The following is a 5,085-nucleotide window of genomic DNA, read 5'->3' on the forward strand; positions in this document are numbered from 1 at the left end:
GAGCAGGCCGCGGGGAGGTCAAAAAGATGGGTTTGTGATGACCGGATCAAATCTCACAACCTAAAAAGTCCCGGAAACCCTTGAGTTTCCGGGACCTCTCGGTCGGGCTGACAGGATTTGAACCTGCGACCCCTTGACCCCCAGTCAAGTGCGCTACCAAGCTGCGCCACAGCCCGAAACTGCGAGTGGATTTCTCCGCTCGAAGCGATCCGAACATTACCGCACCGCGCCGCATGGCCTCCAATCGGTACCCCTACGGCGGGTCGTCGGCGGCGGCGAGGGCCTCGGCGGCCTCGTCGATGATGGCGCGCATCGCTTCCTCGGCACCGGCGGGGTCGCCGTTGCGGATGGAGATGGCGACCTTCTCGTGCAGCTCGATCGCGGTGGGATTCGGCGTGGCGGGCATCAGGTGGTGGTGGGTACGTCCGGCGAGGAGCTCGGCGACCAGGTCGCCGAAGGCGGCGAGCATGTCGTTGCCGCAGGCGTTCAAAAGGACGCGGTGGAAGGCGGTGTCGGCCTCCAGATAGGCCTCGAGGTCACCCGAAGCAGCGTGGACGACCATGTCCGCAACCGAGCGGGCGAGGGCGCCGTGGTGCTCGGGCTCGGCACGCTCGGCGGCGAGCCGGGCGGCGATCGGCTCGAACCCCTGCCGCAGCTCGGAGAGCGACAGCAGCTGCTCGCGCCGGCCCTCGCCGTCGAGCCGCCAGCGGATGACGAGCGGGTCGAAGACGTTCCACTCCTGACGCGGGAGGACGGTGATGCCGACGCGGCGTCTGGTCGCGACCAGGCCCATCGCCTGCAGCACCCGGATGGCTTCGCGGGCGACCGGCCGCGAGACGTCGTACGTCGCCTGGATCCCTTCCAACGTCAGCACCGCACCGGGAGGCAGCGAGCCGGAGACGATCTGGCGCCCGAGATCGTCCCGGACGCTCTGGTGCAGTCGGTGCGTGGCCTCACCGCTCGAAGTCGTCACTGCGGCATCGTCCCACACCCCCGGCTCCAGGCAATCGGAATCCTTAACATCACACTGCCTTGCCAAACGGATGCCTTTTGATGCACCCTGTGACGCGTGACACAGAACCCTCTCCTCGTCGTCATGGGAGTCTCCGGCTCCGGCAAGTCGACCGTCGGCGCCGCGATCGCGCAGCGCCTGCAGGTCCCCTTCGCCGACGCCGACGACTTCCACCCGCCGGAGAACATCGCGAAGATGGCCTCGGGCCGTCCGCTCGACGACCACGACCGGCAACCCTGGCTGGAGACGCTCGGCGCCTGGCTCGCCGAGCACGAGCACACCGGTGCGGTGCTGAGCTGCTCGGCGCTCAAGCGCAGCTATCGCGACCTACTCCACGGTCGTGCCCGTGGGCTCCGGTTCCTCCACCTCAGCGGCACCCCGGAGGTGGTCGAGGCACGTCTCGCCGCCCGCGCGGGTCACTTCATGCCGCCGTCGCTGCTGCGCTCGCAGTTCGCGACCCTCGAGCCCCTCGCTCCCGACGAGCAGGGCACGACCATCGGCATCGACCAGGACGTCGATGCGATCGTCGACCGCTTCCTCGCCACGGTGTCCCCCACCTCGAACCTGACCAAGGAATCCGCATGAACATCCTCGCCGCCGCGACCGAGCCGGTCGCTCCGGTCGCCTCAGGAGGCGTACTCCTCGCTGCCGCGCTCGCCGCGATCGCGCTCATCGTCGTCCTGATCACCTACGTGAAGCTGCACCCGTTCCTCGCGCTGCTTCTCGGCGGCGTCGCGGTCGGCGTGCTGTCGGGCCGCAACGTGATGGACGTGATCACCTCCTTCGGCGAGGGCTTCGGCGCGACCGCGACCAGCGTCGGCCTGCTGATCGCGCTGGGCGCGATGTTCGCCAAGCTCCTCTCCGACTCCGGCGGTGCTGATCAGATCGTCGACACGATCGTCGGCAGGTCGTCGGTCCGTACGCTGCCCTGGGCGATGGCGCTCGTCGGCGCGATCATCGGCCTGCCGATGTTCTTCGAGATCGGCCTGGTCCTGCTGATGCCGGTCATCTACCTGGTCGCCCGGCGCGCGCAGGTCTCGCTCATCACGGTCGGTATCCCGACCCTCGCCGGTCTCTCCGCGATGCACGGCCTGGTGCCGCCGCACCCGGGTCCGCTGGCCGCGATCGGCGCGCTCGAGGCCGACCTGGGCACGACGCTGGCGCTCGGCGTACTCGTCTCCATCCCGGTGATCATCGTCAGCGGTCCGCTGTTCGGCCGGCTCGCCGGGCGCTGGGTCGTGGTCGAGGCGCCGCACACCTTCGACGCCGCGCCGGTCACCGAGGGCTCCGGCGACACCCGCCGACCCTCCTTCGGCATCACCCTGTTCAGCGTCCTGCTGCCGCTGGTGCTGATGCTCGCCAAGGCGATCGTCGACATCGTCATCAACGACCCCGAGAACCAGGTCCAGCAGGTCTTCGACGCGATCGGCTACCCGCTCGTCGCGCTCACCATCGCGGTCATCGTCGCCATGTTCACGCTCGGCCGGGGTGCCGGGATGGACCGTCGCGGGATCGCGAAGACCGTCGAGCAGTCGCTGCCGCCGATCGCAGGCATCGTCCTCATCGTCGCCGCCGGCGGTGGCTTCAAGCAGTCGCTGATCGACACCGGCATCGGGACCCAGCTCGCCGAGTGGGCACAGGGCTCCGGCGTCTCCGCGATCGTCCTCGCCTGGGTGCTCGCCGTCCTCATTCGCCTGGCCACCGGCTCCGCCACCGTCGCCACGATCACCGCGTCGTCGCTCGTCGTCGACCTGGTCGCCAACATGCCCGCCGCCGAGGTGTCCCTCGTCGTCCTGGCTGTCGGCGCGGGCTCGGTGTTCTTCTCGCACGTCAACGACGCCGGGTTCTGGCTGGTCAAGGAGTACTTCGGCCTCGACGTCGTCCAGACGATCAAGTCCTGGTCGCTGATGGAGACGGTGCTCTCGGTGTCCGGCCTGGTGTTCGTGCTGGCGCTGAGCTTGGTCATCTGACCGAGGTCCTCGCGAAACTGTCGGTGCTGTCCGACACAATCACTCCTGACACATGGATCACACCCACCACAGGAGCACACCGTGTCGGATACACCTTCCCCATCCAACACAGCCCCGATCACAGACCAGGCCACAGCCCAGAACACAGCCCAGAACACAGCCCAGAACACAGCCCAGAACACAGCCCCCGCCAAGCTCGACCCGATCTCCCGCAAGGGCACCCCGGCCCATCGCACGAGGTCGAAGCGGGAGGGCGCCGGTCGACGCCAGGGGATGCCGGTGCAGGCGATCAGCCTCTCCGTGCCGGCATCCCTGGCGGCCCAGTGGAAGACCTACAGCCAGGAGGTCCCGCGCTCACTGGTCGACGTGATGCTCGACGCCGTCGCGGCGACCCGCCCGCGGCTCCCGGTCCTCCTGCGGGCCCATCAGGCGGCCTTGCGCGAGAAGACCAGGCCTGTCTCCGACGGCACGTTCATGCGCACCGTCCCGCAGCCGAAACGCCTCGACGACCCGTACGTCACGATGCCCCTGCGCCTGCTGGCGACGAACGTCGACGTGCTCGATGCCATGGTCCACGAGATGGCCGCGGAGTCCCGCTCGCAGCTGGTCGTGGTGGCGCTGGCGGCGTGGCTGGCCGACCGGCGGGCCGAGGAGCAGGTCTACGAGGAGCAGCTCGAGCTCGAGGTGCCCGAGGACCCGTTCGACCGTCCCTGAACGCGACGCGGGACGGGCCGCTCGGTGGAGCGGACCCGTCCCGGACGTGACGTTCTCAGAGCACCTTGGTGCCGTACATCTCCCCCAGCGGGTCGGCGAGGAGCTCGAGGCGCTCGCCGTCGGGGCCCTTGAAGTAGATCGACGACTTGGACTCGACCATGTAGTCGATCCCCGCGTCGTCGAGCTTGGCGCGCAGGTAGTCCCACTTCTCACGGGTCACCGAGATGGCGATGTGGTGCAGCCCGCCGAGCACCTCGGCGTACTCCCCCAGGTCGAGGCCAGGGAGGGTGAAGAAGGCCAGCAGGTTGCCCGCCCCGACGTCGAAGAAGAAGTGGTCGGAGCCGGCGTAGTCGCGGTTCTCGAAGATCTCGGTCAGCGGGAACTCCAGGAGCCCCTGGTAGAAGTCGATCGACCGGCGTACGTCGGAGGAGAGCAGCGCGGTGTGGTGGATGCCGCGGGCCGTGCTGGCCGGGCGGTCGCCCTCCTCACGGAGGTACTCCTTCTTGATCCGCTCGCGGTCCTTGGTGATGAAGTCCATGTCGATGCTCATCGCGCGCTCCTCATGCAGAACAGTCTAGTTTCTGCATCAACCGTTAGCCTAAGCAGGCAACGTCCCTGCACCCCCGGGGCGCCGTGAGTCACACCGGGCCGTGCCGACCTGCGCCGATGCGCGGTGATGGTGAAAGCGGCAATGACAACTCGGTAAGGTGTACCTCATGGATGAGGTCAAGTGGCTCAGCAACGACGAACAGGTCGCATGGCGTTCCTGGCTCGCCGTCAACGCACAGCTCACCGCGCGGATGAACCGCGACCTCCAAGCCAAGAACGGCCTCTCCCTCGCCGACTACGACGTCCTGGTCAACCTGACCGACGTCCCCGACCGCTCCCTGCGGATGTACGAGCTCGGCGACAAGCTCCAGTGGGAGAAGAGCCGGCTCTCGCGTCAGGTGATGCGGATGGCCGCCCGCGGGCTCGTCGAGCGGCGCGAGTGCCTCGACGACCGCCGCGGTGCCTACGTAGACCTCACCCCGGCCGGCCTCGAGGCCATCCAGGCCGCCGCCCCCGAGCACGTGAAGCTGATCCGTCAGGTCATGTTCGACGCCTTCACCCCCGAAGAGGTCGCCACCCTGACCAAGCTCTACCAGGGCGTGCTGGAGCGCCTCGAGGTCAAGCCTCCGACGGTCACCCCGGACGGCTCCGTCGCCTGAACCCGGCCCGAAGACGTACGACAGGCCCGCAGGCCACCATCCGGTGACCTGCGGGCCTGATTCGTTGGCCGGCAGGGCTGGCTAGCTGTTCTGACCGGGGAGGTTGGGCACGCGGTCGATCGGTGACTTGCCCCTGAGGCTGGTGTGGCCGCGGTGGTGATTGTAGTGGTGCAGCCATTTG

6 protein-coding genes and 1 tRNA gene are annotated in these 5,085 nt (G+C 68.2%); 4 read left to right on the top strand and 3 right to left on the bottom strand.

Going from position 1 to position 5,085, the window contains the following annotated elements:
- Positions 1 to 102: 102 nt before the first annotated feature.
- A tRNA-Pro gene (locus tag ACFVJS_RS26135) sits at positions 103 to 176 on the bottom strand.
- 77 nt (positions 177 to 253) lie between these two features.
- A complete protein-coding gene (locus ACFVJS_RS26140) occupies positions 254 to 973 on the bottom strand; it encodes a FadR/GntR family transcriptional regulator (RefSeq protein ID WP_378886448.1) in 720 nt (239 codons plus the stop codon).
- A gap of 123 nt (positions 974 to 1,096) precedes the next feature.
- On the opposite strand from ACFVJS_RS26140, the gene ACFVJS_RS26145 reads away from it, so the two are divergent.
- The 3 genes from ACFVJS_RS26145 (at position 1,097) to ACFVJS_RS26155 (ending at position 3,696) form a co-directional block, all read left to right on the top strand.
- Positions 1,097 to 1,597 carry a gluconokinase gene (locus ACFVJS_RS26145; RefSeq protein WP_378886456.1) on the top strand — a complete coding sequence of 167 codons (501 nt, stop codon included), beginning with the start codon at positions 1,097 to 1,099 and terminating at the stop codon, positions 1,595 to 1,597.
- Complete coding sequence (locus ACFVJS_RS26150; protein ID WP_378886450.1) at positions 1,594 to 2,982, top strand: GntP family permease; 1,389 nt, start codon at positions 1,594 to 1,596, stop codon at positions 2,980 to 2,982. The genes ACFVJS_RS26145 and ACFVJS_RS26150 overlap by 4 nt, the downstream gene beginning before the upstream one ends.
- Positions 2,983 to 3,261: 279 nt before the next feature.
- The gene (locus ACFVJS_RS26155) at positions 3,262 to 3,696 is read left to right on the top strand and encodes a hypothetical protein (RefSeq protein ID WP_378886452.1); all 435 of its coding nucleotides are present in this window, start codon (positions 3,262 to 3,264) and stop codon (positions 3,694 to 3,696) included.
- A 55-nt stretch (positions 3,697 to 3,751) separates the two neighbouring features.
- Here the strand turns inward: ACFVJS_RS26155 and ACFVJS_RS26160 are convergent, their stop codons facing one another.
- Positions 3,752 to 4,246, bottom strand: a complete 495-nt coding sequence (locus tag ACFVJS_RS26160; protein WP_378886454.1) for a VOC family protein — start codon at positions 4,244 to 4,246, stop codon at positions 3,752 to 3,754.
- 166 nt (positions 4,247 to 4,412) lie between these two features.
- On the opposite strand from ACFVJS_RS26160, the gene ACFVJS_RS26165 reads away from it, so the two are divergent.
- Positions 4,413 to 4,904 (top strand): MarR family winged helix-turn-helix transcriptional regulator, encoded by a 492-nt coding sequence (locus ACFVJS_RS26165; protein ID WP_378886455.1) that lies wholly within the window; start codon positions 4,413 to 4,415, stop codon positions 4,902 to 4,904.
- Positions 4,905 to 5,085: the final 181 nt, after the last annotated feature.

The sequence above is a fragment of the Nocardioides sp. NPDC057772 genome, assembly GCF_042798075.1.
Taxonomy (GTDB): Bacteria; Actinomycetota; Actinomycetes; order Propionibacteriales; family Nocardioidaceae; genus Nocardioides.